Annotated in this window: 28 protein-coding genes; 18 read left to right on the top strand and 10 right to left on the bottom strand. The window is 60.9% G+C overall.

The window, feature by feature from the left end; all coding sequences use genetic code 11:
- The first annotated feature begins 25 nt into the window (after nt 1-25).
- Nucleotides 26-1,135, top strand: a complete 1,110-nt coding sequence (locus tag KX729_RS19160; protein WP_219744076.1) for a carbon-phosphorus lyase complex subunit — start codon at nt 26-28, stop codon at nt 1,133-1,135.
- 20 nt (nt 1,136-1,155) lie between these two features.
- Here the strand turns inward: KX729_RS19160 and KX729_RS19165 are convergent, their stop codons facing one another.
- Complete coding sequence (locus KX729_RS19165; RefSeq protein ID WP_219744077.1) at nt 1,156-1,392, bottom strand: hypothetical protein; 237 nt, start codon at nt 1,390-1,392, stop codon at nt 1,156-1,158.
- Nucleotides 1,393-1,439: 47 nt separating this feature from the next.
- On the opposite strand from KX729_RS19165, the gene KX729_RS19170 reads away from it, so the two are divergent.
- The 12 genes from KX729_RS19170 to KX729_RS19225 all read left to right on the top strand — a co-directional run bounded on the left by KX729_RS19170 (nt 1,440) and on the right by KX729_RS19225 (nt 11,775).
- Entirely contained in the window at nt 1,440-2,321 is an 882-nt protein-coding gene (locus KX729_RS19170) for an alpha-D-ribose 1-methylphosphonate 5-phosphate C-P-lyase PhnJ (RefSeq protein WP_219744078.1), read from the top strand.
- A complete protein-coding gene (gene phnK / locus KX729_RS19175; protein ID WP_219744079.1) occupies nt 2,318-3,094 on the top strand; it encodes a phosphonate C-P lyase system protein PhnK in 777 nt (258 codons plus the stop codon). Before KX729_RS19170 ends, phnK begins: the two co-directional genes overlap by 4 nt.
- A gap of 10 nt (nt 3,095-3,104) precedes the next feature.
- Entirely contained in the window at nt 3,105-3,815 is a 711-nt protein-coding gene (gene phnL / locus KX729_RS19180; RefSeq protein ID WP_219744080.1) for a phosphonate C-P lyase system protein PhnL, read from the top strand.
- Entirely contained in the window at nt 3,812-4,432 is a 621-nt protein-coding gene (locus tag KX729_RS19185) for a DapH/DapD/GlmU-related protein (RefSeq protein WP_219744081.1), read from the top strand. The genes phnL and KX729_RS19185 overlap by 4 nt, the downstream gene beginning before the upstream one ends.
- A gap of 113 nt (nt 4,433-4,545) precedes the next feature.
- Nucleotides 4,546-5,391 carry a phosphonate ABC transporter ATP-binding protein gene (phnC, locus tag KX729_RS19190; RefSeq protein ID WP_219744082.1) on the top strand — a complete coding sequence of 282 codons (846 nt, stop codon included), beginning with the start codon at nt 4,546-4,548 and terminating at the stop codon, nt 5,389-5,391.
- Nucleotides 5,392-5,456: 65 nt separating this feature from the next.
- Nucleotides 5,457-6,368, top strand: a complete 912-nt coding sequence (gene phnD / locus KX729_RS19195) for a phosphonate ABC transporter substrate-binding protein (protein WP_219744083.1) — start codon at nt 5,457-5,459, stop codon at nt 6,366-6,368.
- A gap of 86 nt (nt 6,369-6,454) precedes the next feature.
- Nucleotides 6,455-7,447, top strand: coding sequence for a phosphonate ABC transporter, permease protein PhnE (gene phnE / locus KX729_RS19200; RefSeq protein WP_219744084.1), 993 nt, complete (start codon nt 6,455-6,457; stop codon nt 7,445-7,447).
- Nucleotides 7,444-8,793 carry a phosphonate ABC transporter, permease protein PhnE gene (gene phnE, locus KX729_RS19205; protein WP_219744085.1) on the top strand — a complete coding sequence of 450 codons (1,350 nt, stop codon included), beginning with the start codon at nt 7,444-7,446 and terminating at the stop codon, nt 8,791-8,793. The genes phnE (KX729_RS19200) and phnE (KX729_RS19205) overlap by 4 nt, the downstream gene beginning before the upstream one ends.
- A gap of 168 nt (nt 8,794-8,961) precedes the next feature.
- A complete protein-coding gene (locus KX729_RS19210) occupies nt 8,962-9,675 on the top strand; it encodes a DUF1045 domain-containing protein (RefSeq protein ID WP_219744086.1) in 714 nt (237 codons plus the stop codon).
- Nucleotides 9,672-10,808 carry an alpha-D-ribose 1-methylphosphonate 5-triphosphate diphosphatase gene (locus tag KX729_RS19215; protein ID WP_246617692.1) on the top strand — a complete coding sequence of 379 codons (1,137 nt, stop codon included), beginning with the start codon at nt 9,672-9,674 and terminating at the stop codon, nt 10,806-10,808. Before KX729_RS19210 ends, KX729_RS19215 begins: the two co-directional genes overlap by 4 nt.
- Nucleotides 10,808-11,389, top strand: a complete 582-nt coding sequence (gene phnN, locus KX729_RS19220) for a phosphonate metabolism protein/1,5-bisphosphokinase (PRPP-forming) PhnN (protein WP_246617693.1) — start codon at nt 10,808-10,810, stop codon at nt 11,387-11,389. Before KX729_RS19215 ends, phnN begins: the two co-directional genes overlap by 1 nt.
- Nucleotides 11,390-11,472: 83 nt before the next feature.
- Entirely contained in the window at nt 11,473-11,775 is a 303-nt protein-coding gene (locus KX729_RS19225) for a hypothetical protein (RefSeq protein WP_219744087.1), read from the top strand.
- Nucleotides 11,776-11,788: 13 nt separating this feature from the next.
- On the opposite strand, the gene polA is transcribed toward KX729_RS19225, so the two are convergent.
- The gene (gene polA, locus KX729_RS19230; RefSeq protein ID WP_219744088.1) at nt 11,789-14,770 is read right to left on the bottom strand and encodes a DNA polymerase I; all 2,982 of its coding nucleotides are present in this window, start codon (nt 14,768-14,770) and stop codon (nt 11,789-11,791) included.
- 500 nt (nt 14,771-15,270) lie between these two features.
- Between polA and KX729_RS19235 the strand changes: the two genes are divergently transcribed.
- Both KX729_RS19235 and KX729_RS19240 read left to right on the top strand, forming a co-directional pair.
- Nucleotides 15,271-15,702 (top strand): MarR family winged helix-turn-helix transcriptional regulator, encoded by a 432-nt coding sequence (locus KX729_RS19235; protein WP_219744089.1) that lies wholly within the window; start codon nt 15,271-15,273, stop codon nt 15,700-15,702.
- Between the two features lie 161 nt (nt 15,703-15,863).
- Nucleotides 15,864-17,252 (top strand): M20/M25/M40 family metallo-hydrolase, encoded by a 1,389-nt coding sequence (locus tag KX729_RS19240; protein WP_219744090.1) that lies wholly within the window; start codon nt 15,864-15,866, stop codon nt 17,250-17,252.
- Between the two features lie 518 nt (nt 17,253-17,770).
- Here KX729_RS19240 and KX729_RS19245 read toward each other — a convergent pair.
- A complete protein-coding gene (locus KX729_RS19245) occupies nt 17,771-17,980 on the bottom strand; it encodes a cold-shock protein (RefSeq protein ID WP_219744091.1) in 210 nt (69 codons plus the stop codon).
- 555 nt (nt 17,981-18,535) lie between these two features.
- Here KX729_RS19245 and KX729_RS19250 point away from each other — a divergent pair.
- Entirely contained in the window at nt 18,536-19,021 is a 486-nt protein-coding gene (locus KX729_RS19250; RefSeq protein ID WP_219744267.1) for a YbaK/EbsC family protein, read from the top strand.
- A gap of 68 nt (nt 19,022-19,089) precedes the next feature.
- On the opposite strand, the gene KX729_RS19255 is transcribed toward KX729_RS19250, so the two are convergent.
- The 7 genes from KX729_RS19255 to KX729_RS19285 form a co-directional block, all read right to left on the bottom strand.
- On the bottom strand, nt 19,090-19,461 hold the full coding sequence (locus KX729_RS19255) for a hypothetical protein (RefSeq protein WP_219744092.1): 372 nt from the start codon (nt 19,459-19,461) through the stop codon (nt 19,090-19,092).
- Between the two features lie 65 nt (nt 19,462-19,526).
- The gene (locus KX729_RS19260) at nt 19,527-19,739 is read right to left on the bottom strand and encodes a hypothetical protein (RefSeq protein ID WP_219744093.1); all 213 of its coding nucleotides are present in this window, start codon (nt 19,737-19,739) and stop codon (nt 19,527-19,529) included.
- A gap of 313 nt (nt 19,740-20,052) precedes the next feature.
- On the bottom strand, nt 20,053-20,250 hold the full coding sequence (locus tag KX729_RS19265; RefSeq protein WP_219744094.1) for a hypothetical protein: 198 nt from the start codon (nt 20,248-20,250) through the stop codon (nt 20,053-20,055).
- 79 nt (nt 20,251-20,329) lie between these two features.
- The gene (locus tag KX729_RS19270; RefSeq protein ID WP_219744095.1) at nt 20,330-20,572 is read right to left on the bottom strand and encodes a hypothetical protein; all 243 of its coding nucleotides are present in this window, start codon (nt 20,570-20,572) and stop codon (nt 20,330-20,332) included.
- 145 nt (nt 20,573-20,717) lie between these two features.
- Nucleotides 20,718-20,939: a hypothetical protein gene (locus tag KX729_RS19275; protein WP_219744096.1), complete on the bottom strand. Its 222-nt coding sequence runs from the start codon at nt 20,937-20,939 to the stop codon at nt 20,718-20,720.
- A gap of 128 nt (nt 20,940-21,067) precedes the next feature.
- Nucleotides 21,068-21,250 (bottom strand): hypothetical protein, encoded by a 183-nt coding sequence (locus KX729_RS19280; protein WP_219744097.1) that lies wholly within the window; start codon nt 21,248-21,250, stop codon nt 21,068-21,070.
- Between the two features lie 143 nt (nt 21,251-21,393).
- Nucleotides 21,394-21,567 carry a hypothetical protein gene (locus KX729_RS19285; protein ID WP_219744098.1) on the bottom strand — a complete coding sequence of 58 codons (174 nt, stop codon included), beginning with the start codon at nt 21,565-21,567 and terminating at the stop codon, nt 21,394-21,396.
- A 277-nt stretch (nt 21,568-21,844) separates the two neighbouring features.
- Here KX729_RS19285 and KX729_RS19290 point away from each other — a divergent pair, with 277 nt between their 5' ends.
- On the top strand, nt 21,845-24,400 hold the full coding sequence (locus KX729_RS19290) for a transglycosylase domain-containing protein (protein ID WP_219744099.1): 2,556 nt from the start codon (nt 21,845-21,847) through the stop codon (nt 24,398-24,400).
- 220 nt (nt 24,401-24,620) lie between these two features.
- Nucleotides 24,621-26,519, top strand: a complete 1,899-nt coding sequence (gene dnaK / locus KX729_RS19295; protein ID WP_219744100.1) for a molecular chaperone DnaK — start codon at nt 24,621-24,623, stop codon at nt 26,517-26,519.
- Nucleotides 26,520-26,596 lie beyond the last annotated feature (77 nt).

Below are 26,596 nucleotides of genomic sequence, written 5' to 3' on the forward strand. Positions count from 1 at the left end.
CGACCGACGGGCAGGAGATTGAAGCATGTATGTAGCCGTCAAGGGTGGCGAAGCCGCCATCAACAACGCCCACAGGCTGCTTGCCGACCGGCGCCGCGGCGACCGGTCCTTGCCTGCGGTAACGATCGAGCAGATTGTCGAGCAGCTTGGCCTTGCGGTCGATCGAGTCATGGCGGAAGCCTCGCTTTACGACCGGTCGCTCGCCGCCCTTGCCGTCCGCCAGTCGCGCGGCGACATGATCGAGGCGATCTTTTTACTGCGTGCCTATCGCACCACGCTGCCGCGCTTTGGCACCTCCGTACCGGTCGATACGAATAAGATGAAGGTCGAGCGCCGCGTTTCGGCGACCTACAAGGACTTGCCGGGCGGCCAGCTGCTCGGCCCGACCTTCGATTATACGCACCGCCTGCTGGACCCGTCGCTGCTGACCGATACACCGGTGGAAGAGCCTGCCCGCCGGGACGAGACCGGGGAGCATGTGATGCGCGTCTCGGACATTCTGGCCCATGAGGGCCTGATCGAGGCGGATGGCGAGTTCCCCGAAGACCACGAGGCCGGCGACCTGACCCGCGAGCCGATGGAATTTCCGATGGGCCGCGATCTTCGCCTGCAGGCGCTTGCCCGCGGTGACGAAGGTTTCCTTCTGGCGCTTGGTTATTCCACTCAGCGCGGTTACGGCCGCAACCATCCCTTCGTCGGCGAAGTCCGTATCGGCGAAGTCGAGGTGGAGCTGGAGGTTGCCGAACTCGGCTTTTCCGTTTCGCTCGGCCGCATCCGGGTGACCGAATGCCAGATGGTCAACCAGTTCAAGGGCTCGTCCAAGGCGCCGCCGCAGTTTACCCGCGGTTATGGCCTGGTCTTCGGCCAGAGCGAACGCAAGGCGATGTCCATGTCGCTGGTGGACCGGGCACTTCGCGCTGAAGAGCTTGGAGAGGACATTACCGCACCGGCGCAAGACGAGGAATTCGTCATCTCGCATTCCGACAACGTCCAGGCGACCGGCTTCGTCGAGCACCTGAAACTGCCGCATTACGTGGACTTCCAGGCCGAACTGGCACTGGTGCGCAAGATGCGCTCCGATATCGAGAAGGCCCGCAAGGGTGACCGGAGCGAAATGCCGGAGGCCGCGGAATGATGTCTGGCCTCAGCGTCGGCTCAATCGCCTCCACCGCCGCCATCTCCACCCCCGCTATCGCAGGAGGTCCCGGAATGGCTGCCGGTATGGCATCCGTCGTCACTGCTGCCGACCCACATAGCAGCTTCGCTGCCGCTGCTGCCGGGCGCGGTGCGCTTCGGGCGCTTGTTGACATAAAACGGGAAGACAAACCCGAAGCACAGGAAGGCCGCGATCACGGCCACACCAATCAATCCGTTCGAAGCAGCTGGATCCATGACAGCTCTCCTTTCAGTTGGTCTATGCCCTTGCAGGATACCTTAAGATGACGGACCTCGCCACCTACAACTTCGCTTATCTCGACGAGCAGACCAAGCGGATGATCCGCCGCGCGATCCTGAAGGCGATCGCCATCCCCGGTTACCAGGTGCCGTTCGCCTCCCGCGAAATGCCGATGCCCTACGGCTGGGGCACCGGCGGCGTGCAGGTGACCGCCTCGATCATCGGGCCTGAAGACGTGCTAAAGGTGATCGATCAGGGCGCCGACGACACGACAAACGCGGTGTCGATCCGCGCCTTCTTCCAGAAGGTCGCCAATGTCGCCGTCACCACCCATACAAGCGATGCGACGATCATCCAGACGCGTCACCGGATTCCCGAGCAGAAGCTCGGCGAAAACCAGGTGCTCGTCTACCAGGTGCCGATCCCGGAGCCGCTGCGCTTCCTGGAACCGCGCGAGACGGAAACCCGCAAGATGCATGCGCTGGAAGAATACGGCCTGATGCATGTGAAGCTTTACGAGGACATTGCCCATAACGGTCGCATCTCCAAGACCTATGCCTATCCGGTCAAGGTCGATGGCCGTTATGTCATGGACCCCTCGCCGACGCCGAAATTCGACAATCCGAAAATGCACATGTCGGATGCGCTGCAGCTCTTCGGCGCCGGACGCGAGAAGCGCATCTACGCCGTGCCGCCTTATACCGAAGTCGTCAGCCTCGATTTCGAGGATTATCCGTTCGAAATCCAGAAATTCGAGCAGGACTGCGCGCTTTGCGGCGCCCACGGCGTCTATCTCGATGAAGTGGTGCTCGACGACAAGGGCGGCCGCATGTTTGTCTGCTCCGATACCGACCATTGCGAAGACCGTCGCGAGCATGGACATGTCGGCGAGATGCTGGCGCCCAGCAAGGAGGCCGCAGAATGACCGACACCCCCCTTCTCAAAGTCAGCGGCGTCTCGAAATTCTATGGCAGCCGCATTGGCTGCAAGGACGTCAATTTCGAACTGTGGCCGGGTGAAGTGCTGGCCATCGTCGGCGAGTCCGGCTCGGGCAAGACGACCTTGCTCAACTGCCTGTCGACCCGGCTGATGCCGACGGCCGGCAGCGTCGAATACCGGATGCGCGACGGCAATTTCCGTGACCTCTACCATATGAGCGAGGCGGAACGCCGTTTCCTGATGCGCACCGATTGGGGTTTCGTACACCAAAACCCGGCTGACGGGCTGCGTATGACGGTGTCTGCCGGTGCCAATGTCGGCGAGCGGCTGATGGCGATTGGCGACCGGCATTACGGCAAGATCCGCGAGACGGCGAGCGACTGGCTCTCCCGCGTGGAAATCTCCACCGACCGTATCGACGACCAGCCGCGCGCCTTCTCCGGCGGTATGCGCCAGCGCCTGCAGATCGCCCGCAATCTTGTGACCGGCCCACGCCTCGTCTTCATGGACGAGCCGACCGGCGGTCTCGACGTTTCGGTTCAGGCCCGCCTGCTCGACCTGCTTCGCGGCCTCGTCAACGATCTCGGCCTGGCCGCCATCGTCGTTACCCATGATCTCGCTGTCGCCCGTCTTCTGTCACACCGGATGATGGTGATGAAGGATGGCCACGTGATCGAACATGGCCTGACCGACCGGGTGCTCGACGATCCGCGCGAGCCCTATACGCAATTGTTTGTTTCTTCGATCCTGCAGGTGTGAGGACAAACTGATGGCAACTCCCCTCGTCGTTTCGGAAGTCTTCAAAAGCTTCACCATGCATCTGCGCGACGGCATCAAGCTGCCGGTCGTCAACGATGTGAATTTCTCGGTTGCATCAGGCGAATGCGTCGTGCTCGGTGGCCCGTCGGGCATCGGCAAAAGCTCGATCCTGAAAATGCTCTACGGCAACTATGCCGTCGATGCCGGCCAGATCCTGGTGGGGCACAAGGACAAAATCGTCGATATCGCCCATGCCGATCCGCGCACCATTCTCGAAGTGCGCCGTCACACGCTGGGTTATGTCAGCCAGTTCCTGCGCACCGTACCGCGCGTCTCGGCGCTCGATGTGGTGGCCGAACCGCTCTTTGCCCGTGGCGTCGATGCCGCGCAGGCCAAGGACAAGGCTGCCGAGCTGCTCGCAAAACTCAACCTGCCGCGCGAACTCTGGTCGCTGCCGCCGGCCACCTTCTCCGGCGGCGAGCAGCAGCGCGTCAACATCGCCCGCGGCTTCATCACCAGCCACCGCATCCTGCTTCTCGACGAGCCGACCGCCTCTCTCGACGCCGTCAACCGCCGCGTGGTGGTGGAGATGATCGCCGAGAAGAAGCGCGAGGGCGTCGCCATGCTCGGCATCTTCCACGACGAGGAAGTGCGCGAAGCCGTGGCCGACCGCATTCTCGACGTCTCGCAATTCTCACCCCGCAAGGCCATCGCAGCATGAGCAAGAATCTCGGTCTTGAGCCGGCTATCCATCCGAGCGCCAGCGTCAGCGCCGATACGGTGCTCGGGCGCTACACGGAAGTCGCCGAGCGCTGCCGCATTTCCGAGGCCGAGATCGGCGACTATTCCTACATCATGCAGGATGGCTCGATCTGGTGCGCGACGATCGGCAAGTTCGTCAACATGGCGGCCTCGGTGCGCATCAACGCTACCAACCATCCGACCTGGCGGGCGACCCTGCATCACTTTACCTACCGTGCCGCCAGCTACTGGCCGGATGCGCAGGACGAGCAGGATTTCTTCGAATGGCGGCGCGACAACCGCGTCACGATCGGCCATGACGTCTGGATCGGCCACGGCGCCACGGTCCTGCCGGGCGTCACCGTCGGCAATGGCGCGGTGATCGGCGCCGGTGCAGTCGTCTCCAAGGACGTGGCGCCCTACACGATCGTCGGCGGCGTACCGGCCAAACTCATCCGTGAACGCTTCACGAAAGAGGTCGGCGAAGGCATGGACAAGCTCGCCTGGTGGGATTGGGATCACGCCAAATTGCGCACCGCTCTTGATGATTTCCGGGCACTTTCGGCGCAAGATTTCCTGGCCCGCTATACCCTGTAACGTGTTCGTTACAGGGCCATCATCATTGTAATAAATCCGACATCAAACCGACATTCAGGCTTCATCAACCATCGCTAATCGGGACCCCAGATAGTCTGGACAGGCGAAAAAGTATGAAGTTCGAACTGAGGAATGTCACCCGCCGTTTCGGCGACCGTATCGCGGTGAGTGCCGTGAACGTCGAGATTCCTCAGGGCCAGATGGTCGGCATTATCGGTCGTTCCGGCGCCGGCAAGTCCACTCTCTTGCGCATGATCAACCGCCTGCAGGAGCCGAGCTCGGGCTCGATCCATTTCGGCGGCGTCGAGGTTTCCTCGCTCAAGGGTGCCGGCCTGCGCAACTGGCAGCGCGACTGTGCCATGATCTTCCAGCAGTTCAACCTGGTGCCGCGGCTCGACGTGATGACAAATGTCCTGCTCGGCCGCCTGAACCATCGTTCGACAACGATGAGCCTTCTCAAGATCTTCAGCCGCGACGAACGCGTGCTTGCCATGGCTGCTCTCGAGCGCCTCGGCATCGAGCAGACGGCGCTGCAGGCAGCCGGCACGCTTTCGGGCGGGCAGCAGCAGCGTGTGGCAATCGCCCGCGCTCTGGTTCAGGCGCCGAAGATGATGCTTGCCGACGAGCCGATCGCCTCGCTCGATCCGCTCAACGCCAAGATCGTCATGGATGCCCTGCGCGGCATCAACGAGCGCGAAGGCATTACCGTCATCACCAACCTGCACACGCTCGATACGGCCCGCAGCTATTGCGAACGGATCATCGGCATGGCCGGCGGCAAGGTCGTGTTCGACGGCCCGCCAAGCGAGCTGACCGCATCGGCCGTGCGGGAAATCTACGGTTCCGACAAGGATGGCGCCGGCATCGACGAAACGATGACCTCGACCAGCCTTCAATCGGCGCGTCGCGCCAAACCTGCCCCTTCCGCCGTGGTGGCCGAAGCCGTCGCCATGCGCTGACCCTCTTTCCGGTCGCGGGGGAATGCGGCCGGAAACTCGACAGACCCGTCACAAAGGAGACTTCCATGTCTGCATTCCGCAAGATCATGATGGCGACGATCGCCATCGCTGCAATCGCCGGCAACGCTGCCGCACAGGACGTCAAGGTCCTGCGCATCGGCCTCGATGGCGGTGAGAACGAAGCTGACCAGGTTCGCCGCACCGAGTGCGTCAAGCCGGGTCTCGTCAAGGCCGTCGGCGTTTCCGAAGTTCAGCTCTTCCCGTCGCCGAACTATAACGGCGTCATCCAGGGCCTGCTCGGCGGCACGATCGACATCGCGATGATGGGCGCTGCTTCCTACGCTTCCGTCTACCTCAAGGACCCGAAGGCCGTTACCCCGATCCTGACCACCAAGCAGGCTGACGGCTCGACTGGCTATTACACGATCATGGTCGCTCGTAAGGACTCGGGCATCAAGACGCTCGCAGACGCCAAGGGCAAGAAGCTCGGCTTCGCCGATCCGGACTCGACCTCGGGCTACCTCGTCCCGAACGTCGCCCTGCCGAAGGACGTCAAGGCTCCGGTCAAGGAATACTTCGCTTCGACCGGTTTCGGCGGCGGCCATGAGAACCTCGTTCTCGCCGTTCTCGACAAGAAGTTCGACGTCGGCACCACCTTCGGCTCCGGCCAGGGCGACTGGCAGCAGGGCTATTCTTCCGGCAACCTGCACCAGATGATCACCAAGGGCCTCCTGAACATCGACGACATCGTCGAAGTCTGGAAGTCCCCGCTGATCCCGAACGGCCCGCTGATGGTTTCCAACAAGCTGCCGTCCGACGTTCAGAAGAAGGTCACCGAATACTTCGCCCAGCTCGCCAAGACCGACAAGCCCTGCTTCGATTCGTTCACGGGCGGCGGTTACACCGACTTCTCGCCGGTTGACCAGAGCACCTACCAGACGATCATCGACGCCCGTAAGGCCGTCATCGGCGGCTGATCCTCAGCCATACCATTCGAGCGGCGGCATCATGACGATGCCGCCGTTTGTTCGACAGGACCCAACTGGATATCGGGGAAGCTTCGATGACGCATGTGGCTGATGCCAACCACTCGGGGGGATTGGGCAGCGGGCTTGCAGAAAGCTCCCGCACCATTCTTGAACACTACCAGGCCCAGGTTCGCACCCGGCGTATCTATACGATCATCTCGATCGTCGTCTTCCTGGTCATCCTCGGATTGTCGCTGGACTTCGCCAACAATGCCAATTCCGGCAAGTTCTTCGAACGGCTTCCCTATCTCTTCGACTTCCTGAAGCATTTCGTGCCGGACAGCCCGATGGAAATCTTCCGGGCGATGTTCGACCTGCCCTCGCCCTATTTCGACGGCTCGATCAAGTACGATTACACCAGCGACCGCGTCTGGATCACCGACGGCTTCTACATTCCAAATTTCTTCTACCAGCTGGCGATCACCATCAACATCGCCATCGTATCGACGATCATCGGCGCATCCGGCGCCTTTCTGCTCTGCTTCTTCGCCTCGACCAATCTGGTCGGTGCCGGCGTGACCCGCTGGGTGATCCGCCGCATCATGGAAATCATGCGCGCCTTCCCGGAAATCGTCATTGCCGGCCTTTTGGCGGCGATCCTGTCGATCGGTCCGATTTCGGCGATCATCGCCGTTTCGGTGCACACGGTCGGCGCGCTCGGCAAGCTGTTCTTCGAAGTGGTCGAAAATGCCGACATGAAGCCGGACGAGGGCCTGCGTGCCGCCGGCGGCAACTGGCTGGAGCGCGTGCGTTTCGCGATCCTGCCGCAGGTCCTGCCGAATTTCGTGTCCTATACGCTGCTCAGAACCGAGATCAACGTGCGCGCCTCGACCATCATCGGCGCTGTCGGCGGCGGCGGTATCGGCGAAGTGTTCAGCCTGTCTATCGGCCGCGACCATGCCGCCAAGACCTATGCGATCATCATTCTCCTGCTGATCACCGTCATCTGCGTCGACCAGTTCTCCGCCTGGCTTCGTCGCCGCCTGATCGGCAAGCAATCCTTTGAATTCGGAAGGGCCGCGGCATGATTTTCTCCGTTCCGTCGATCAACGCCGCCGAGCGCGAACGCCTGCTGACGACCTATCCGGAAGTCTTCCATCGCAGCTTCTGGCAGCGCTGGGGCCTTGCGATCGCAGCCGTCGTGGTGCTCGTCTATCTCGGCTTCTGCTTCGCGTTCTTCAACGTCATCCCGACCTTCGTCAACGGCAACTGGGATCGCGCGGCGGTCTACGTTCAGGACTGGTATTCCTGGCGTGCCCAACCGCGCCTGCGCTTCCTCGACGGCAAGGTCGTGCCGCAATGGACGAGCCGCCGGCAATATCCGGAGGGCGCTAATATCGACTGGCTGCAGCCGACCGCGGCTGGCTATACCGTGACATTCGGCGGCGACAACGACCGGCTGGAAGTGACGCTGACCCAGGTCGACGTCTATCTCGACGGCAAGTCTTATCCGGTGACGCTGACCGGCGGAAAGACGCTTGCCCCGACGGACCATCCCGCACGTATCGTGCAGGAAGAGAACCGCGTCGTGGTCTATTACGGCTTTGCAGGCCAGGCGGAAATCCGCACCAGCCAGGTTTATGTGCAGCGGCGTTTCCTCGGCTGGGCGAACTTCTTCTTCGACATCCAGTCGCCCTTCTGGGGCAAGAGCACCGGCGAGCTTCTCGGCCTGGCGTTTGCCGGTGATCGTATCGATCCGGCGCAATCCAACGCATCGCTGATGCTCGACAACTTCCTGCACAATGCCAGCTGGCAGCATGGGGACATCTTTTCGAAGCTAATGCAGACGCTGGTCATGGCTTTTGTCGGCACGCTGTTTGCCACCATTATTGCCTTCCCCTTCGCCTTCATCGCCGCGCGCAACATTACCCAGAGCAAGCCGGTTAACTGGGTCATGAAGCGCGTCTTCGACTTCCTGCGCTCGATCGACATGCTGATCTGGGCGCTGTTCTTCACCCGCGCCTTCGGGCCCGGACCGCTGCCGGGCATTGCGGCGATCTTCTTCACGGATACCGGCGCGCTCGGCAAGGTCTATGCGGAAGCACTGGAAAATGTCGACGACAAGCAGCGTGAAGGCGTGAAATCGGTCGGTGCATCGCCAGTCGTCGTGCAGCGTTACGGCGTCGTGCCGCAGGTCCTGCCGGTGTTCATCTCGCAGTCGCTGTATTTCTGGGAATCGAACACCCGTTCGGCCACCGTCATCGGCGCCGTCGGCGCCGGCGGCATCGGCCTGAAACTGCTGGAATCCATGAAGACAAACGGCGACTGGGACAAGGTCGCCTACATGGTGCTGCTCATTCTCTGCGTCGTCTTCATCTTCGACAACGTTTCGAATGCAGTGCGCTCGCGCGTCATGGGCAAACGCGGCCACTGAGCCAACGCGGCCGGAAAATCGACGCGTTTCGACATGACGGATGAGAGGCGGCAAATAGGTCGCCTCTCATCATCATTTTGTCATGGAAATCTTTTAGCCGAAGGTTCTGTCTTACTGTCGGCAAGCCGGCTAAAGTCGTGCCGACCTTCCTGATTCCGGAATCCCGTTTTGCGCTACGCTATCTATTTTTCGCCCGCCGAATCCCATCCGCTGACGAAAGCGGCAACGCATTGGCTCGGTCGCGACGCCTTTACCGGCGAGACCTGGCCAACGCCCGAAGTGGCGGGTCTGAAGCCGGATACCGTTCACGAACTGACGGCCGATCCGCGCCGTTATGCTTTCCACGCCACGCTGAAAGCGCCATTCGAACTGGCCGGAGGCAAGAACGAGGCAGAACTTGTCGAGGCGTTTGAACGCTTCGCGGCAGAGACCAAGGCCTTCGATATTCCGAACGTCGTCGTCGGGCAGCTCGGCCGCTTCTTCGCGATCGTGCCGGACAAGATCTATCCCGAGCTTCAGGATTTCGCGGCCCGCGTGGTCGAGGTCTTCGAGCCCTTCCGGGCCCCGCTTTCGCAAGCCGATATCGCCCGGCGCAATCCCGAAAACCTGACCGCATCACAGCGTGCCAATCTCGAGCGCTGGGGTTATCATCATGTCATGGACGATTTTCGCTTCCATATGACACTGACCGGCAAGGTGCCGCCCGAGCAGGCGCCGGCCATGCGTGCCGAACTCGATCGCCGCTTTGCCGAATTTGCCGACCGACCACTCGCCATCGACGGACTGGCCCTGTTCGTCGAACCCTCGCGCGGCGCCCCTTTCACCGCCCATCGCTGGCTGCCGCTCGGCGCCGCTTCCGAAAACAGAAAGATCGCATCATGACCGAACTCGTCCTCACCAATGCCCGCATCGTGCTGGAGGACAGCATCCTGCACGGCTCCGTGCAGATCCTCGACGGCAAGATCGCCGACATTTCCGAGGGCAGCACCCGCACCGGCGAGGATTTCGAGGGCGACTACCTGATCCCCGGCCTGGTCGAACTGCATACCGACCATCTGGAGCAGCACTATTCGCCGCGCCCCGGCGTGCGCTGGAATGCCACTGCGGCCATCCAGGCGCATGATGCCCAGGTCGCTACCTCCGGCATCACCACCGTCTTCGACTGCCTGCGGCTTGGCGCCGACGAGGATGGCGGTTTCGACGACGGCGAGATGCGCGCCATGGCGGATGCGATTTCCGCTGCAGCCGATCAGGGGCGCCTGCGCTCGGAACACTTCCTGCACCTGCGCTGCGAAGTGTCCGCCGACAATTGCATGGACCATTTCGTCGATTTCGAAACCGATCCGCATGTGAAGCTCGTCTCGCTGATGGACCATGCGCCCGGCCAGCGACAGTTCCAGACGATGGATCAGTACACGCTGTATTACCAGAAGAAGCGCGGCCTGAGCGACGAGGCTTTCGCGATCTTCGTGGCGCGACGCCAGGAACAGTCGGCCCGCAATTCGACGCCGCATCGCACGGCAATCGCCAAGGTCTGCGGCGAGCGTGGCATCACGGTTGCCAGCCATGACGACGCAACCCTCTCGCATGTCGATGAGGCGATCGAAAATGGCGTGCGGCTGGCGGAATTCCCGACAAGCTTCGATGCTGCCAAGGCCTCCCACGAAGCCGGCATGAGTGTCTTGATGGGCGCGCCGAACATCGTCCGCGGCAAGTCGCATTCCGGCAATATCGCTGCCCGCGACCTTGCCGAACGCGGCGTGCTCGACGTACTTTCGTCCGACTATGTGCCACTCAGCCTGCTGCATGCGCCCTTCGTGCTGGCAGATGGCGTGGATGGCATTTCGCTGCCCAAGGCGCTTGCCATGGTCACCGCGACGCCGGCCCGCACCGTCAGCCTCAACGATCGCGGCCGGATCGCCACGGGCCTGCGCGCTGATATCGTCCGCGTCCAGCGTCAGGATGGCGTTCCGATCGTGCGTGCCGTCTGGCGCGAAGGCAAGCGGGTCGCCTGATGAACATGGCTGCTGCAAAGGCTGAAGGCTGCATGGTCGCCGTCGTTGGCCCGAGCGGTGCCGGCAAGGATACGCTGATGGCGATCGCCGCTGAGGCGCTGGCAGGCTGCGAGGATGTCACCTTTGTCCGGCGCGTCATCACCCGCGATGCAGCCGCCGGCGGTGAGGATCACCACGGCGTTTCGGATGCGGAATTCGACGTGCTGGAGAAATCCGGCGGCTTTGCCGTATCCTGGGATGCGCATGGGCTGCGTTACGGCATCCCGGCGAATACCAAAGAGCGGGTAGCGGCCGGTCATCTGGTCATCGCCAACGGTTCCCGCTCCGCGCTGCCGCATTTCAAGGCGGCCTATCCGCGCCTCGTCGTCGTCAATATCACCGCCCGGCTGGATGTTCTTGCAGCGCGGCTGGAAGCCCGCGGCCGAGAAAGCCGCGAGGATATTCTTCGTCGTCTCGAACGTAGTTCGCTTTCCGTCGGAGATGATTTCGACGTCGTGACGATCGATAACAGCGGCGCGCTTGAAGATTCCGGGCGGGTTTTGATCGAAGCACTTCAAGGGCTTCGTACAACCATAAGGTAATTCGACGGAAAAACTTCTCCTCGGCGCTTTAAAGCTGGAACATACGCTCTATTTTCTTCTTCTTATATAAGAAGGGGCAAAATATGAACCAGAGTAAACCGCTTGGCGGGCAGCCTTCCGATCAGGCTGCCAGCGATCTCGAAGGTCGCGTCGTCGTTCTTGAAATCGTATCCATGACCGCACTGGCGCTCGCGATGGACACATCGGAGAATGCCGACGTCGAACATGCCCGCGGCATTACGCAGTTGATCCTGGAGACCGTTCGTCAGCGCTGCCACGAAATGCAGATGAGCGAACAGGCCCAACTCTCGGCCTGCTCCTATGCGGACGAATTGCTTTCGACCGCGCTGATGTCGCTCTATCCGCAAGACGGCCGCAGCAGTTAGGCTGATCGAGGCCTCAGTGCGCCTCATCCCAGTTATCGGCAGCGCGTGCATCGACCCTTAGCGGTACTCTCATGGAAATTGCCGGCATTGCGGCATTTTCCATGACCGAAACGATCACCGGAATGCTTGCCTCGACATCCGCATCCTCGACTTCGAAGATCAGTTCGTCATGCACCTGAAGGAGCATGCGAACTTTCTCGCCCAGGCCGGCCTTGGCCAGCGCCGGCTCCATCTTGACCATGGCGCGACGGATGACGTCAGCGGCCGAGCCCTGGATCGGCGCGTTGATCGAGGCGCGCTCGTTGAAGGCACGCACCGACGGGTTGGAAGACTTGATCTCCGGATAATGCGCCCGACGGCCGAAGATCGTTTCGACATAACCGTTCTCGCGAGCGAACGCCTTGGTGCTGTCCATATAATCGCGGATGCCCGGGAAGCGCTCGAAATACTTCTTGATATAGTCGCCCGCCTCGGAGCGCTCGATCGACAGCTGGTTGGCGAGGCCGAAGGCGGAAATGCCGTAGATGATGCCGAAGTTGATCGCCTTGGCGCGGCGGCGCACCTCGCTCGGCATGCCTTCCACCGGCACGCCGAACATTTCGGATGCGGTCATCGCATGGATGTCGACGCCGTCCTCGAAGGCCTGGCGCAGCTGCGGAATGTCGGCCACATGGGCGAGCACGCGCAGTTCGATCTGGCTGTAGTCGGCGGAGACGAGCTTATGACCCGGTGTCGAGATGAAGGCCGTGCGGATCTTGCGGCCTTCGGCGGTGCGCACCGGAATGTTCTGCAGGTTCGGCTCGGACGACGACAGGCGGCCAGTCGTGGTCGAGGCGAGCGAATAGGACGTGTGAACGCGCTTGGTGTCCGGGTGGACATAACCCGGCAAAGCGTCCGTGTAGGTGGATTTCAGCTTGGTCAGCTGGCGCCAGTCGACGATCTTGCGCGGTAGCGGCAGACCTTCGGCCGCCAGGTCTTCCAGAACGCTGGCCGAGGTGGACCATTGACCGGTCTTGGTCTTGGCGCCACCCGGCAGGCCCATCTTGCCGAACAGGATATCGCCGAGCTGTTTCGGCGAACCGATGGTGAAACGCTCGCCCGCCAGTTCATAAATCTCGTCCTCGAAGGCGGCGGCCTTCTGGGCCAGTTCGCCGGACAGGCGCGACAGGATCTGCCGGTCGATGGTGATGCCGCGCTCTTCCATGTTGGCCAGAACCTCGACCATCGGGCGCTCAAGACGCTCGTAAATCCGGGTGAGGCCCAAGGCCGCCAATTGCGGCTTCAAGACCATCCAGAGGCGAAGCGTGACGTCGGCATCTTCGGCCGCGTAGGCCGTCGCCTTGTTGATATCGACATAATCGAAGGTGACACCCGCCTTGCCGGAGCCGGCGACATCCTTGAAGGCGATAGGTTTGTGGTTCAGCCAGCGCTCGGACAGCCCGTCCATGCCGTGATTGCCCTTGCCGGCATCCAGCACGTAGGACATCAGCATCGTGTCGTCGTAACCTTGCACGGTAACGCCGTGGCGTTTCATCAGCAGATAGTCGAATTTGAGGTTCTGGGCGACCTTCAATACCGACGGGTCTTCGAGCAGCGGCTTCAGCCGCGCCAAGGCCTCGCGGGTCGGGATCTGGTTTTCCGCCATGCCGCCGCCGAGCAGATCGCCGACGCCGGTCTTGTGGGTGAGCGGTACATAAGCCGCGCGCACCTTCAGGCCGTTCGGATCATCTGTGTTGTCGGCGATCGCCAGCGAGAAACCGACAAGTTCGGCCTGCATCGGATCGAGCGAATTGGTTTCGGTGTCGAAGGCAACGAGGCCGGTCTCGTAAGCACCCTTGATCCAGTCGTCGAGAACCTCGACATCGCGGATCGCCACATAGTTTTCCATATCGAGCTTGGCATTGGCGAAAGCTTCGATGCGGGTCTCGGCGAAACCGGACGGCGTCGCCACTCCGGCTTCCCTGGCGACCGCCGCCTTGGCGGGGTTGGCCGGCGCGGCGGCTGCGGCCTCGCCGGTATCGACGGCCCCCTTGTCGAGATCGGGACCGCGGGCGGCATTGCCCCATTCGACGGTGATGGTTGCCGGCTCGACTTCGTCGGCATTGGTTTCACAGGCCGTCGCGACGCGGCGGGTCAGCGTGCCGAATTCCATCGCCTTCAGGAAGCCGACCAGCATCGGGCCGTTCTGCGGCTCCAGGAACAGCGCGTCGAGGTCGAGATCGAGCGGCACATCGGTGCGAAGCTCCACCAGACGCCGCGACAGGCGAGCAAGGTCGGCATTGGCCACGATGCTTTCGCGGCGCTTGACCTGCTTGATCTCGCCGGCACGGGCAAGCAGCGTATCGAGATCGCCGAACTCTTCCAGAAGCTGGGCGGCGGTCTTCGGACCGATGCCCGGAATGCCCGGCACGTTATCGACCGAATCGCCGACCAGCGCCTGCAGGTCGATCATCTTTTCCGGCGGCACGCCCCATTTTTCGATGACGTCGGGGATGCCGATCTGCTTGTCCTTCATGCTGTCGTACATGTGGACGTTGGGCGTCACCAGCTGCATCAGATCCTTGTCGGAGGAGACGATGGTAACGTCTGCGCCGGTCGCCTCTGCCTGACGGGCATAGGTGGCGATGATGTCATCGGCCTCGAAACCTTCCGTTTCTATGCAGGGCAGGTTGAAGGCGCGCGTCGCCTGGCGGATCAGGCCGAATTGCGGAACCAGTTCTTCCGGCGGCGCCGAGCGGTTCGCCTTGTAGGCGTCATAGAGATCCTTGCGGAACGTCTTCGACGAATAATCGAAGATGACCGCGAAATGGGTAGGCGTCACGCCGACGGACGTATCACGCGCGTCGGTCAGGAGCTTCCACAGCATGTTGCAGAAACCGGAGACCGCACCGACCGGCAGGCCGTCGGATTTGCGGGTGAGCGGCGGCAGCGCGTGAAACGCGCGAAAGATGAAGCCGGAGCCGTCGACAAGGAAGAGATGATCGCCTTTTTTCATGGCCGAAAGGAATAGCGTGAGGCACCCGTTCCGTCCACGAAAAGTTCTCAACCGACAGCGCCAAGGCTCATCGGAACGTTACTGATTTGTAATATGCCGATCCCTTGAAAAACCGCATTCGGCCCGCCATTTCAACTGTACCGGCGACTGATCACGCCGCAGTCTGATAGCCGGCATGTCCCCCGCCGCGTCAGACCGGGCAAAGACCTATCCCCCTCTCCGGGTCTTTGCCCTTCCATCAGACCGCCATGGCCGACCCCCCTCCCGGCCATGGCGGTTTTTTATTTTCCGCACATCCGGCCCTTGTCATTTCGGTTGTCTTCGCACAGGCTTGGCGAAAGCATGGCGTGCGATATATTTTGTGGAATGCCCATGACAGCATCGGCGATACAGCGCGTATTGGTTTCCTGAAAGTTCGATGAATCGTGTCACGGGAAGAAGCGGCCGCTCTTGAGCGTTCCGCTTGGAAGCACGTTCAGGGAGGAATGGAGACCAAGGCCATGGGATTCGACCGCTCGCATTCTGCGACCTATCTTGCCGGGCAGCTGGCCAAGGGTTTCGCGCGATCCCTGCAGAAGCGGGCGATCTCGCTCGGCTTCTCTCCCGGCCAGTTTCCGGTCCTGCTCGAACTCTGGCAGGAAGACGGGCTGACTCAGAAACAATTGCTCGATAAGCTGGAAGTCGAACAGGCCACGCTCGCCAATACGCTCTCCCGCATGGAGCGGGACGGGCTGATCGCGCGCACGCCGCACCCGACCGACCGCCGCGCCCAGATCATCATGCTCACCCCGCTCGGCCGGGAACTGGAAGCCAAGGCCGTGCAGGCCGCCGCCGATGCGGACGATGCTTTGTTTTCCGGTTTCCGCCGTTTCGAGCAGGAGCTGATGATCGAATATATGCGGATGATCGTCGAAAACGCCCGCAAGCTTTGAGGGCGCTCTCGTCCTGCCCTTCGCTCACAGATTTGCGAACTTCCTTTTTCGATTGTCGGACAGGGTGAGAGCTTGCTAACAACGGCGGGCACCCCAGGACGACTGGCGTGTTTCGGCCCACGGTTCACGGGCCCCGCGTTTCAAAGACAGGATTTTGCTCAATGACCGATCTTTCCGCCGTCCTTTCCCGCGCCGACCAGAACCTCGATGCCAGCCTCGAACGCCTGTTCGAACTCGTCCGCATCAAATCGATTTCCACCGACCCCGCCTTCAGGGCCGATTGCCGCAAGGCCGCCGAGTGGCTGGTGGCCGACCTCAAGTCGCTCGGCTTCGAGGCTTCCGTGCGCGACACGACCGGCCATCCGATGGTGGTCGGGCATCATCCCGGTGCGACTGCCGACGCACCGCACGTCCTTTTCTACGGCCATTACGACGTGCAGCCGATCGATCCGATCGAGCTTTGGGAAGACGATCCGTTCAATTCCAAGGTCAAGGATATCGGCGGCGGCCGCAAGGTGATTACCGGCCGTGGCTCTTCCGACGACAAGGGCCAGTTGATGACCTTCGTCGAAGCCTGCCGCGCCTACAAGGACGTGAATGGCAGCCTGCCGGTGCGTGTCACCATTCTGTTCGAAGGCGAAGAAGAGTCCGGCTCACCGTCGTTGAAGCCGTTTCTCGAAGCCAATGCCGCCGAACTGAAGGCCGATTATGCGCTCGTCTGCGATACCGGCATGTGGGACACCGATACGCCGGCGATTACCGCGTCGCTGCGCGGTCTGGTCGGCGAGGAAATCATCGTCACCGCTGCCAATCGCGACCTGCATTCCGGCATGTATGGCGGTGCAGCCGCCAATCCGATCCAGATCCTTTCGAAGATCCTCGCCGGCCTGCATGACGAGACCGGCCGCATCACGGTCAAGGATTTCTACGAGGGCGTGGAAGAAACGCCGGCCAATATCAAGGCCGCCTGGGAAGGCCTGACGGCCGGCCGCAACGACTTCCTCGAAGAGGTCGGCCTGTCCGAGCTGGCAGGTGAAAAAGGCCGCTCGCTTCTCGAACTGCTCTGGGCGCGCCCGACCTGCGAGATGAATGGCATCAGCGGCGGTTACGAAGGCCAGGGCTTCAAGACGGTCATCGCCTCCAAGGCCTCCGCCAAGGTGTCTTTCCGTCTCGTCGGCACCCAGGATCCGGAAAAGATCCGCGAGAATTTCCGCGCCTACGTTCAGTCGAAGATCCCGGCGGACTGCTCGGTGGAATTCCTGAAGCATGGCGGTTCGCCGGCACTGCAGCTCGCCTATGATTCGCCGGTTCTGACCAAGGCGAAAACCGCGCTTTCCGACGAATGGCCGAAGGCCGCGCTCGCGGTCGGTGTCGGCGGCTCGATACCGATCGTCGGCGACTTCCAGCGGATGCTCGGCATGGACTCGCTGCTGGTCGGCTTCGGCCTCAGCGATGACCGGATCCACTCGCCAAACGAGAAATACGACCTACGCTCCTTCCACAAGGGCATCCGCTCCTGGGCCCGCATTATCGAAGCTTTGGCGAAGTAATCGCAAGATCGAACCTGTACGAAGACAGAAAAGCCCTGCCGCAATACGGCAGGGCTTTTACGTTTCAGGATCTGAAAAACAAAAAGGCCGGGCAAGCCCGACCTTTCCACTCCCATTCACTGGTGCCAGTACATCCGTGGTCACTCGAAATGGGACAAGCATTTCCGGCGCGGCCGCTTTAGATCTTGTTCAGACCAACGCGGCTCTAGCGGTCATCGTCTCTCCGAAAGGTAAATATTCCGTTAAGCGGATATAAATCCCGTCTCGAAACGGCACGGTTTCCCGTATTTGCCGTTACACACAGTTCCGTCGGGCATACTCGGCCCCGGACCTGTGGTGCGCCGGAAACGCTGCTGGACTAGAGATGGGTGGACCATCTTGGTTTTACAAGTGCTGAAATTAAAAACATTCTAAAATGCCAAAAGGCCGGACAAGCCGGCCTTTCGATTTTCGCATCCAGATAACAAGCAATTCCAGCCGCCTGACCTCTATCGATCCGGGTTGGAACTCCCTTTGTATCAGGCGCTCTGCAGACGGTCGGCCGAAGCCTTGCCCGAACGCTTGTCGGTTACCAGTTCGTAGGAGATCTTCTGACCGTCCTTGAGCTGGCCGAGGCCAGCGCGCTCAACAGCCGAAATGTGAACGAAAACGTCCTGCGAACCGTCGTCCGGCTGAATGAAGCCGTAACCCTTGGTTGCGTTGAACCACTTTACACTACCAGTTGCCATAACGACACCTTTTTCTAACAAATATGACTATTCCGCCCCTGATGGTTTGGAACGTTGAAGTTTCGTATTTGAAGAGAGATCGTCGCATGCGCCCGAAGGTGCGTAGTGCTGGCTATCAAACAAATATCGATAGCTTGGGATTTAGTGCCTGACATGACAGTCGTCAAGGTGGTGGCGAATTCGCGAGGTTAATGAAATACTAAGGTCTAAGCGCCTTGAACGTCCCGGCTTAGCCGACGCGCATCGTTTGATTTCCTTCACCCGAACCGCCGCAAAATCGCTTGGCATGCGGATATATCCGCAACAGATCTGGAAAGCAGAAAGCCCGGCGCGGGAGGAGGTGCGCCGGGCTTCTAAAAATGACCAACAACTGGGAGGAGGAGGTGTTGTTGGTCTGATCGGAGGCGCTGGGAGGAGGAGTGCGCCTTGCGATGATTTGGTTATACAGGATCAAAGCTTAAAAAACAGCCAAAATATCGCAGTGCAGCATTGCAATTTTTGCATAGCTATTTCTCGCGCTTGCGGCCGGCTGCTTCCTGCGGCATCTTCCACGCCATGAGCCTTGAATCCGTCCGCGCCTTTTTCGCCACCCATGCCCCCGATATCGACGTTATCGTCACCGAACTGAGTTCGGCGACCGTGCCGCTGGCCGCAGAAGCTCATGGCGTGGAGCCTGACCAGATCGCCAAGACGATCTGCCTGAGGGCGGGCGAAGAAACCATGCTGGTGGTAATGTCCGGAACAAGCCGGCTGGACAATCGTAAATTCCGCGACCGCTTCGGCCCGAAGCCGCGCATGCTGGGCGGCGAAGAGGTGGTGGCGATGACCAGCCATCCTGTCGGCGGGGTCTGCCCTTTCGGCCTCGCAACGCCCCTGCCCGTTTATTGCGATATTTCCCTGAAGAAGTTCAATGAAGTCGTACCGGCGGCGGGCGCCACCAATGCTGCGGTTCGCATCCAACCCGAGAGGATGGCGGACCTTACCGGCGCGACCTGGATTGACGTCGCGCAGGATTCCGCAGCAACCGCCCAAAACGGTTAAAGGCACGCAGGGCCACCGGCCGCGTGCCTTCAATTCCGAAGTTTCAAATCTTGCCTGCCGGCAGCGGATCAGAAACGGTCGTTCAGATAACGCTGATACCAGGCCTGCTTGCTGTCGGCGGACGCGGTTGCGACGACATAACCGATTGCAAAGCCTACGGCACCGATCAGCGTAAAGAGCGTCGTGGTGGCAGCGGGATGTTCGCGGATGGTGCCTGCGACGGAAGAGGCTTCGTGCTGCACATAGGTTGCGGCATTGCTGGCGCTTTCGGCAACCTTGTCATAGGCAATGCCGGTCTTTTCAGCGACGAGTTCGCGCAAGCTGGCGATCTCGGAGCGAAGCGTCGCGATCTCAGAGTTGAAGTTTTCGCTCGGCTCGTGATCGAAGGACGATGCTGCTGACTGCGTAGAGGTTTTCAGGTTTCTGATGGGCTCTGCCATGCCGGTCTCCATGTGTTGATCGAGAGATCGTTCAACTTTTGAAGGCCGGATAGGTTCCTTCGAACTTATAAGCTTCCGACGAGTGTCTGCGCCAGGTTGGCGAGCTTTTCCTTGTCGTCGGACCCCTTCTGCAGGGAGTTCACCAGAATGAGCGCGAGCGCCTCGGCATCGGGGCTCGCCTTGTCGATGTGATTTTCAGCACAGGTCTGGTCAAAGACCTGCTGTAGCAGCGTGAGCTGCTCGGGGTGTACAGGATTGCGGACCAATTGCGTAGGCATATAACCCTCCCGATCATATAGTGCCCGATCGGTTATTTACCGGCATCCAATCCTAGCCGGCAGTTTCAAAACCGAAAACTTCCGTCGGCTGTCTAGTGTCGAAGACTTGTGCCGGCCTGACCGGAAGCCTGAACTTACGGGCTTTGCTATCCAGAGGGCTGCAGTGTGAGACTGTCCTAATAAATTGGCAATAACAACTTAGAAGGGGTGTAATATTGGGGTGGATCCGTAGGTAGAGCTACCTAGCAGCACGCGCCGCTCGGGGGCGGCGCGTGGCTCTTTCAAACCGGCAATCGGCTTGATTTCATTCGGTTTAAGCCATTCCGGCAGGATCACCAACGGGCAGCAGGGCAGGATCGAGTGTCGGGTCCTGCGGGTTCTTGCTGTCGCCGGTATCCTGGGCGGGGGTCAGTGGCGGCTTTTCCTGGGTGCGATCCGGAATACCACCCTCCGGCTGGGGGCCGCGCGGCGTATCTGCATTGGGATCGGGGAGCGGATCTCGATTGGGCATCCTCGTCTCCTTTTCACGTTGAAGGTTCATCAGTCCAACGACCGAGGCCGGACTGGGTTCCGCCGTTTCAGGGGAAGGTTCAATAATATCCGCGGCGCGGACGGGAAGCGGAGGCAACGCCGAGGAGATATCCTATGGCAAGCCCTGCGAGACCGATGACAGCCACAGCCGAACCTGTCGCAGCGCGATGATCCACTGCATGCGCAGCAACCAAGCCCGCCTCATCCTTCACACGGTGCACCGCGGAACGAGCCTTCGCGGCAACACCTGTTTCCGGTGCGACATCGCCTGTAAAACCTGTCGAGAGAGATTTTTTCGCCATGGTCATCTCCTTTTGCTGCACATGGTCATCTCCTTTTGCTGCAGAAGACAACCCGAAGCGGAACGGGAGGTTCCGTGGGCCTCAAGAGGCGCACGCTTGTCGAAGCGTGCCCGCGCCGGCGGGACCAGCGCGGGAGCTAAAGGAATTATTCGGTGGCTTCGGCCTCAGCAGGGGTCTGTCCTGGCAGCCGATCACTCTTCAGAACCGTCGCTTCCCCGTTGCGCTTCTCCGTAGCCGGAGTTGCGATGCTGGCCGTGGTGATTTCCTTGTCCACCCCGGCGGATGCCGTGACATGACCGGCGCAGTCCGCAAGGGCTGCGGAAGAGGTCATGCCAAACACGGTGGCGATTACGAGAAATGTCTTCATGTCATTCTCCTTTCGCTGTGGTTGCAACGCAAAGGTAACCTTCAACAGGATCAAACCGAAATCACGAATTCGCGTTTGCTTTTCGTGTATCGGCAAGTCTTCTGTTGCAGCCGGTCTTCACGAGCCGACTACATCAGCTTCGAAAGGGCCTCGCGGCTCACGAAGATATTGGTCTTTCCAGCTTCGTAAGCCGGATGACTGAATTGAAACGGCGGCTTTTCCGGCATTTCGAGTGCTTGCTTCACGCTGACAAGCCCAACCGGTACGAACTGATCACCGCTACGGATCACGGCTTCAACGATCTTGTTCATGTCCTTCCCCTCCTCCAAGGTGGAATCCGCTCAAACGCAGAACATCCTCCATATGTTCCACGCAAATCGGATTTTTTTAAGGTGAAGGAATATTGCCGTTTGTCAACGCGAACCGCCTGATTTTCAAGCTTTGTTACGAAATTCTAATGAAGATCGAGCGAAAGCTGAATCCCTTTCGGAATATTGGGCTTTCGCTGGCTGGCGATCTGGATCTTCTGGAAGATTTCACGCCGGCGCGCCGCTTCAGCCTCGCGGGCAGCGCGGGATGCTGCAACGGTTGCCATGGCGCGTTCGATAACCTGTTCGGCTCTGGTCATGCGAAACTCCTTTGTTCTTCTTTTGTTCTCATAAATAGGAATGGAAGTCAAGCAGTTCAAGCAAACGCCCGGAGTAACCTTGCCTTTACCCCTCCTTAAATCGCCGCATTTAGAGTCCAGCGAAGGCTGGCGGTACATTCAAGTCTTGTCTGTCTATGAAGTCGGCCTGCAAAGACCGCTCCATTCGCGCGCATGCTTTTCAGGGCGGCGGAAATTCGAGTAACCGCCTGTCCTCAGGCGGAACAATCAGCTGAGTAACGGGGGTCAGCCAGTCTATATGGCAGCCAGGGGCAGATCAGACAGACGCGTCGAACCATCCTTCGAAGGCTCGCGGCCAAAGGACGAATTCCGTCTCGACGCCGATGAGCGCATCGTCGGCAACGGCCGTCCTGGCAAACGCTCCACCCGCGTCGAATACGACGAGGATGACGATCGCGAGGATCGCTCCGAGGGCCGGCAGCGCTCGCAATCATCTCGCTCCCAATCATCTCAAGGCACACCCCGCGCACCGCGTGGAAAACCGCCGAAACGGCGCCGCGACAGTGGCGGCGGCGGTTTCTTTGCGCCTGTGCGCCGGCTGATCTACTGGTGCGTCGTGCTCGGTATATGGGGCGCGATCGGTGTCGGCGGCCTCGTGCTTTATTATGGCGCCAGAATGCCGGCCGCCAGCACCTGGGCCATTCCCGACCGGCCACCCAACATGAAGATCACCGCGATCGACGGATCTGTCGTCGCCAATCGCGGCACGACCGGCGGCGAGGCTTTGGCGCTCGAGGAGATGTCGCCCTATCTGCCGCAGGCGGTGATCGGCATCGAGGACCGGCGTTTCTATTCGCATTTCGGTGTCGATCCGCTCGGCCTGGCGCGCGCCTTCGTCAACAACATCACCGGCCAGCCGATCCAGGGCGGTTCGACGATCACCCAGCAGCTGGCCAAGAACCTGTTCCTGTCGCCGGACCGCACGTTCGAGCGCAAGATTCAGGAAGTGCTCCTGTCCTTCTGGCTGGAACACAAGTTTACCAAGGACCAGATCCTCGCCATGTATCTGAACCGGGTGTTCTTCGGTTCGAATGCCTACGGCGTCGAAGCCGCCTCCCGGCGTTATTTCAACAAGTCGGCGCGTGACGTGAATCTCGGCGAGGCGGCGACGCTGGCCGGTCTGCTGAAAGCTCCTTCCCGCCTGTCGCCGGCCCGCGATCCGGCCGCGGCGGAAGCCCGCGCCCAGGTCGTGCTCGGCACGATGCGCGAAGAAGGCTATATCACCGACAGCGACCTGAAAACGGCCATGTCGCAGCCGCCGGCCAAGGCCAAGAGCTACTGGACCGGCGCGCAGCATTATGCCGCCGACATGGTCGTCGACGAGGTAAAGGCCCTGATCGGCGAGCCGAAGACGGACGTGACCGTCGAGACGACGATCGATCTGAAACTCGAAGAGGCGGCCGAGAAGTCGCTGAACGACGTGCTGAAGAAGGAAGGCGGCAAGCTGAACGCTTCGCAGGCCGCCCTCGTCTCCGTCGATGCGACGGGTGCGATCCGTGCCGTCGTCGGCGGCCGAGATTATGCCACCAGCCAGTTCAATCGCGCCTTCAAAGCCAAGCGCCAGCCGGGCTCGGCCTTTAAGCCGTTCGTGTATGCCGCAGCGCTGGAAGCCGGCGCGCGGCCTGACACGGTGATGAACGATGCGCCGGTCAAGTTCGGCAACTGGTCGCCGGAGAATTTCGACGAGAAATATCGCGGGCCGGTGACGATCGCTTCCGCCTTCGCCCAGTCGCTCAACACGATCGCCGCACAGCTCGTGATGCAGGTCGGTCCGGACAAGGTCGTCAGCCTGGCGCACCGGCTCGGCGTCGATTCCGAAATCCAGCCGAATGCGTCGATCGCGCTCGGCACGTCGGAAGTCTCGCTGGTCGAGCTGACATCCGCCTATGCCGCCTTCATGAACGGCGGCTACAAGGCCACTCCGCATATCGTCAAGCGCATCATCGATCCGGACGGCAAGGTTCTCTACGAGGCCGACTACGCCAACCCGCCGCGCGTCTTGAGCGAGCCGGTGGCGGCAACAATGAACGGCATGATGAACCGCGTCATCAACGAAGGCACCGGCCGCGCCGCAAGGCTCGACGGCTGGCAGGCCGCCGGCAAGTCCGGCACGACCAATTCCTTCCGCGACGCGCTGTTCGTCGGTTATACCAGCATCATGACGACGGGCGTCTGGTTCGGCAACGATGACGGCGCCTTCATGAAAAAGGTCACCGGCGGCGGCCTGCCGGCCAAGGCCTGGAAAGAATATATGACTGCGGCGATGAAGGGTTATACGCCGACACCGTTGTTCGGCACCGGCCGCGGGCTCGACCTGCCCCCGCCGACAGCGCCTGTGGAGCAGGCGCCGCAGACAACGATCGGCGATATCATTTCCGGCATTTTTCCTGGTTCGAGCCGCAGGGCACAGGACGAAATCCCGCCGGACTATCCGCCCGCGCCGCGGCCTCCCTCCCAGGATTCAGCCTCGGTCGACCGGGCGCCTTTGCCGCGCCAACCGGTCAATGGCAGCCAGCCGATCTACAACAATCCGGCCCCGGCCCAGCAACAGCCGGTCCGCAATACGCAGCCTCCCGCCGATTATCGCCGCCCCCCTGCCGGCATGATCCCGCCGGCCGATGTCGGCAATGGTCCGCGGGACTACAGGCAATATAAAGGCCCCTACGATTCCGCTGCGCCGATCCCCCCGGGAGACGTCGGTGGAGGTCCTTTGCCGCCCGGCGATGTCGGCGTCTACGGCTCCCGCCAGGAGCGCCGACAGACCACGCTTTTCGATATCCTGACGGGCCAGTGAAGCAGCTAATAAACCGGCCCGTAAAATTGTTCCCGTAAGAGATCCTTCAAACTGTTATATTTGCTGAGTTACAGGCGATTTCTCGCCTTGCAGTCGGAAAATCCCGTCCTTATATACGCCGCATAGCCGCAGCCGATGCTGCGAAACCATCCCAGTCGAGGAACCGCCAAAAGATCGCCTTCAAGGGGTTCAGACGGTTCGCTTAAAGGAGAGAGAAGAAATGGCAAAAGTAATTGGCATCGACCTCGGAACCACCAATTCCTGCGTCTCCATCATGGACGGCAAGGATGCGAAGGTCATCGAGAACGCCGAAGGCGCACGCACCACGCCGTCCATGGTCGCATTTTCCGATGACGGCGAACGCCTTGTCGGCCAGCCGGCCAAGCGCCAGGCCGTGACCAACCCGACCAACACCCTCTTCGCCGTGAAGCGCCTCATTGGCCGCCGCTACGAAGATCCGACGGTTGAAAAGGACAAGGGTCTCGTCCCGTTCGATATCGTCAAGGGCGACAATGGCGATGCATGGGTCAAGGCCCAGGGCAAGAACTATTCCCCCGCACAGGTTTCCGCGATGATCCTTCAGAAGATGAAGGAAACCGCCGAATCCTACCTCGGTGAAAAGGTCGAAAAGGCCGTCATCACCGTTCCGGCATACTTCAACGACGCGCAGCGCCAGGCAACTAAGGATGCCGGCCGCATCGCCGGTCTTGAAGTTCTCCGCATCATCAACGAGCCGACTGCTGCTGCACTCGCTTATGGCCTCGACAAGAAGGACGGCAAGACGATCGCCGTCTACGACCTTGGCGGCGGCACCTTCGATATCTCGGTTCTGGAAATCGGCGACGGCGTCTTCGAAGTGAAGTCGACCAACGGCGACACCTTCCTCGGCGGCGAAGACTTCGACATGCGTCTCGTCGAATATCTTGCCAACGAGTTCAAGAAGGATCAAGGCATCGACCTGAAGAACGACAAGCTCGCCCTGCAGCGCCTCAAGGAAGCTGCCGAAAAGGCGAAGATCGAACTGTCGTCCTCGCAGCAGACCGAAATCAACCTGCCGTTCATCACGGCTGACGCTTCCGGTCCGAAGCACCTGACGCTGAAGCTGACCCGCGCCAAGTTCGAAAGCCTGGTCGACGATCTCGTCCAGCGTACCGTCGCGCCGTGCAAGGCAGCCCTCAAGGATGCCGGCGTAACGGCTGCCGAGATCGACGAAGTCGTTCTCGTCGGCGGCATGAGCCGCATGCCGAAGGTGCAGGAAGTCGTCAAGCAGCTGTTCGGCAAGGAGCCGCACAAGGGCGTCAACCCGGATGAAGTCGTCGCCATGGGCGCCGCGATCCAGGGCGGCGTTCTGCAGGGCGACGTCAAGGACGTTCTGCTGCTCGACGTGACCCCGCTGTCGCTCGGCATCGAAACGCTCGGTGGCGTCTTCACCCGCCTGATCGACCGCAACACGACGATCCCGACCAAGAAGTCGCAGACCTTCTCGACCGCTGACGACAACCAGCAGGCCGTGACGATCCGCGTCTCGCAGGGCGAACGCGAAATGGCGGCCGACAACAAGCTGCTCGGCCAGTTCGACCTCGTCGGCCTGCCGCCGGCACCGCGCGGCATGCCGCAGATCGAAGTCACGTTCGACATCGACGCCAACGGCATCGTCCAGGTTTCGGCCAAGGACAAGGGCACCGGCAAGGAACAGCAGATCCGGATCCAGGCATCCGGTGGCCTTTCCGACGCCGACATCGAGAAGATGGTCAAGGATGCTGAAGCCAATGCCGAAGCCGACAAGAAGCGTCGCGCCGGCGTCGAAGCCAAGAACCAGGCCGAAAGCCTCATTCACTCCAGCGAGAAGTCGTTGAACGAATATGGCGACAAGGTTTCCGAGACCGACCGCAAGGCGATCGAAGATGCCATCGCAGCGCTGAAGACCTCTGTCGAAGCTTCCGAGCCGGATGCCGACGACATCCAGGCCAAGACCCAGACGCTGATGGAAGTCTCCATGAAGCTCGGCCAGGCCATCTATGAAGCCCAGCAGGCCGAAGGTGGCTCCGAAGGCGGCAAGGACGACGATATCGTCGATGCCGACTACGAAGAAGTCAAGGACGACAAGAAGTCCGCCTGATAGCCGGTTGCCTGATGACAGGACCTCGACCATAGTTGATTGAGTTATCCGGCTGCCATTGTGCAGCCGGAATCTTT

It is taken from the genome of Neorhizobium populisoli (genome assembly GCF_019430945.1).
Taxonomy (GTDB): Bacteria; Pseudomonadota; Alphaproteobacteria; order Rhizobiales; family Rhizobiaceae; genus Neorhizobium; species Neorhizobium populisoli.

Bases quoted from the DNA above. Each gene is read 5' to 3' on its own strand.
- KX729_RS19160 (WP_219744076.1), top strand. From the start codon at position 26: ATGTATGTAGCCGTCAAGGGTGGCGAAGCCGCCATCAACAACGCCCAC.
- KX729_RS19165 (WP_219744077.1), bottom strand. From the start codon at position 1,392: ATGGATCCAGCTGCTTCGAACGGATTGATTGGTGTGGCCGTGATCGCG.
- KX729_RS19170 (WP_219744078.1), top strand. From the start codon at position 1,440: ATGACGGACCTCGCCACCTACAACTTCGCTTATCTCGACGAGCAGACC.
- phnK (WP_219744079.1), top strand. From the start codon at position 2,318: ATGACCGACACCCCCCTTCTCAAAGTCAGCGGCGTCTCGAAATTCTAT.
- phnL (WP_219744080.1), top strand. From the start codon at position 3,105: ATGGCAACTCCCCTCGTCGTTTCGGAAGTCTTCAAAAGCTTCACCATG.
- KX729_RS19185 (WP_219744081.1), top strand. From the start codon at position 3,812: ATGAGCAAGAATCTCGGTCTTGAGCCGGCTATCCATCCGAGCGCCAGC.
- phnC (WP_219744082.1), top strand. From the start codon at position 4,546: ATGAAGTTCGAACTGAGGAATGTCACCCGCCGTTTCGGCGACCGTATC.
- phnD (WP_219744083.1), top strand. From the start codon at position 5,457: ATGTCTGCATTCCGCAAGATCATGATGGCGACGATCGCCATCGCTGCA.
- phnE (WP_219744084.1), top strand. From the start codon at position 6,455: ATGACGCATGTGGCTGATGCCAACCACTCGGGGGGATTGGGCAGCGGG.
- phnE (WP_219744085.1), top strand. From the start codon at position 7,444: ATGATTTTCTCCGTTCCGTCGATCAACGCCGCCGAGCGCGAACGCCTG.
- KX729_RS19215 (WP_246617692.1), top strand. From the start codon at position 9,672: ATGACCGAACTCGTCCTCACCAATGCCCGCATCGTGCTGGAGGACAGC.
- phnN (WP_246617693.1), top strand. From the start codon at position 10,808: ATGAACATGGCTGCTGCAAAGGCTGAAGGCTGCATGGTCGCCGTCGTT.
- KX729_RS19225 (WP_219744087.1), top strand. From the start codon at position 11,473: ATGAACCAGAGTAAACCGCTTGGCGGGCAGCCTTCCGATCAGGCTGCC.
- polA (WP_219744088.1), bottom strand. From the start codon at position 14,770: ATGAAAAAAGGCGATCATCTCTTCCTTGTCGACGGCTCCGGCTTCATC.
- KX729_RS19235 (WP_219744089.1), top strand. From the start codon at position 15,271: ATGGGATTCGACCGCTCGCATTCTGCGACCTATCTTGCCGGGCAGCTG.
- KX729_RS19240 (WP_219744090.1), top strand. From the start codon at position 15,864: ATGACCGATCTTTCCGCCGTCCTTTCCCGCGCCGACCAGAACCTCGAT.
- KX729_RS19245 (WP_219744091.1), bottom strand. From the start codon at position 17,980: ATGGCAACTGGTAGTGTAAAGTGGTTCAACGCAACCAAGGGTTACGGC.
- KX729_RS19250 (WP_219744267.1), top strand. From the start codon at position 18,536: ATGAGCCTTGAATCCGTCCGCGCCTTTTTCGCCACCCATGCCCCCGAT.
- KX729_RS19255 (WP_219744092.1), bottom strand. From the start codon at position 19,461: ATGGCAGAGCCCATCAGAAACCTGAAAACCTCTACGCAGTCAGCAGCA.
- KX729_RS19260 (WP_219744093.1), bottom strand. From the start codon at position 19,739: ATGCCTACGCAATTGGTCCGCAATCCTGTACACCCCGAGCAGCTCACG.
- KX729_RS19265 (WP_219744094.1), bottom strand. From the start codon at position 20,250: ATGCCCAATCGAGATCCGCTCCCCGATCCCAATGCAGATACGCCGCGC.
- KX729_RS19270 (WP_219744095.1), bottom strand. From the start codon at position 20,572: ATGGCGAAAAAATCTCTCTCGACAGGTTTTACAGGCGATGTCGCACCG.
- KX729_RS19275 (WP_219744096.1), bottom strand. From the start codon at position 20,939: ATGAAGACATTTCTCGTAATCGCCACCGTGTTTGGCATGACCTCTTCC.
- KX729_RS19280 (WP_219744097.1), bottom strand. From the start codon at position 21,250: ATGAACAAGATCGTTGAAGCCGTGATCCGTAGCGGTGATCAGTTCGTA.
- KX729_RS19285 (WP_219744098.1), bottom strand. From the start codon at position 21,567: ATGACCAGAGCCGAACAGGTTATCGAACGCGCCATGGCAACCGTTGCA.
- KX729_RS19290 (WP_219744099.1), top strand. From the start codon at position 21,845: ATGGCAGCCAGGGGCAGATCAGACAGACGCGTCGAACCATCCTTCGAA.
- dnaK (WP_219744100.1), top strand. From the start codon at position 24,621: ATGGCAAAAGTAATTGGCATCGACCTCGGAACCACCAATTCCTGCGTC.